The following is a 751-nucleotide window of genomic DNA, read 5'->3' as shown; positions in this document are numbered from 1 at the left end:
CGGGCCCGGGCGCATTCGGCCTGCCATGCCTGCAGGCGGGAGGGCACCGGCGCATCGGCGCCGGTGAGCCAGGTGTTCATGGCCAGCACGCCGTCGAACCGCCCGGGCAGGGCCATGGGCAGCGTCAGGCCCAGCGCCCCGCCCCAGCCCTGCACCACCAGCACGGCGTGGCGCAGGTCCAGCCGTTCGATCCATTCGATCAGCACCTGCCGGTGCCATTCGAAGCGGTGGGCGGCCTCTTTCTTGGGCTTGTCGCTGCGGCCGAAGCCGATGAGGTCGGGCACCACCACCCGGTCGCCCGCGGCGGCGAACACCGGCAACATGTGGCGGTACAGGTAGCTCCAGGTGGGCAGGCCGTGCAGGCACAGCCAGGTGCGGGCGGCATCGCGCGGGCCCTCGTCCAGGTAGTGCAGGCGCAAGCCGGCGAGCGCGGGCAGGTCGCTCAGGTAGTGCGGCGCCCAGGGGTAATCGGGCAGGCCGGCGAAGGCGGCGTCCGGCGTGCGCAGCGCGTCATCGCGCAGCGGGTGGCCGACAGCGCCCGGGCGCGCTGCTGGCTGCGCCGCTCGCGGAAAAAACCGCTGAGCAACTCGCCGCACTCCGGGGCCAGCACGCCGCGCCGCGACCTGGGTGTGGTGGTTCAGCCGCGGCTCGGCGAACAGATCGACGACCGAGCCGGCCGCGCCGGTCTTGGCGTCCTGCGCCCCGTACACCACGCGGCGGCAGGCGGGCGTGCAGCATGGCGCCGCTGCAC

1 pseudogene is annotated in these 751 nt (G+C 74.3%); it reads right to left on the bottom strand.

Annotated features, from left to right (window positions below):
- Window positions 1-751: pseudogene (locus AC27IQ_RS26195) on the bottom strand (alpha/beta fold hydrolase); the annotation flags it as partial.

The organism is Acidovorax sp. KPB24-07 (assembly GCF_057543315.1).
This window is presented reverse-complemented; position numbering and strand designations above follow the sequence as displayed.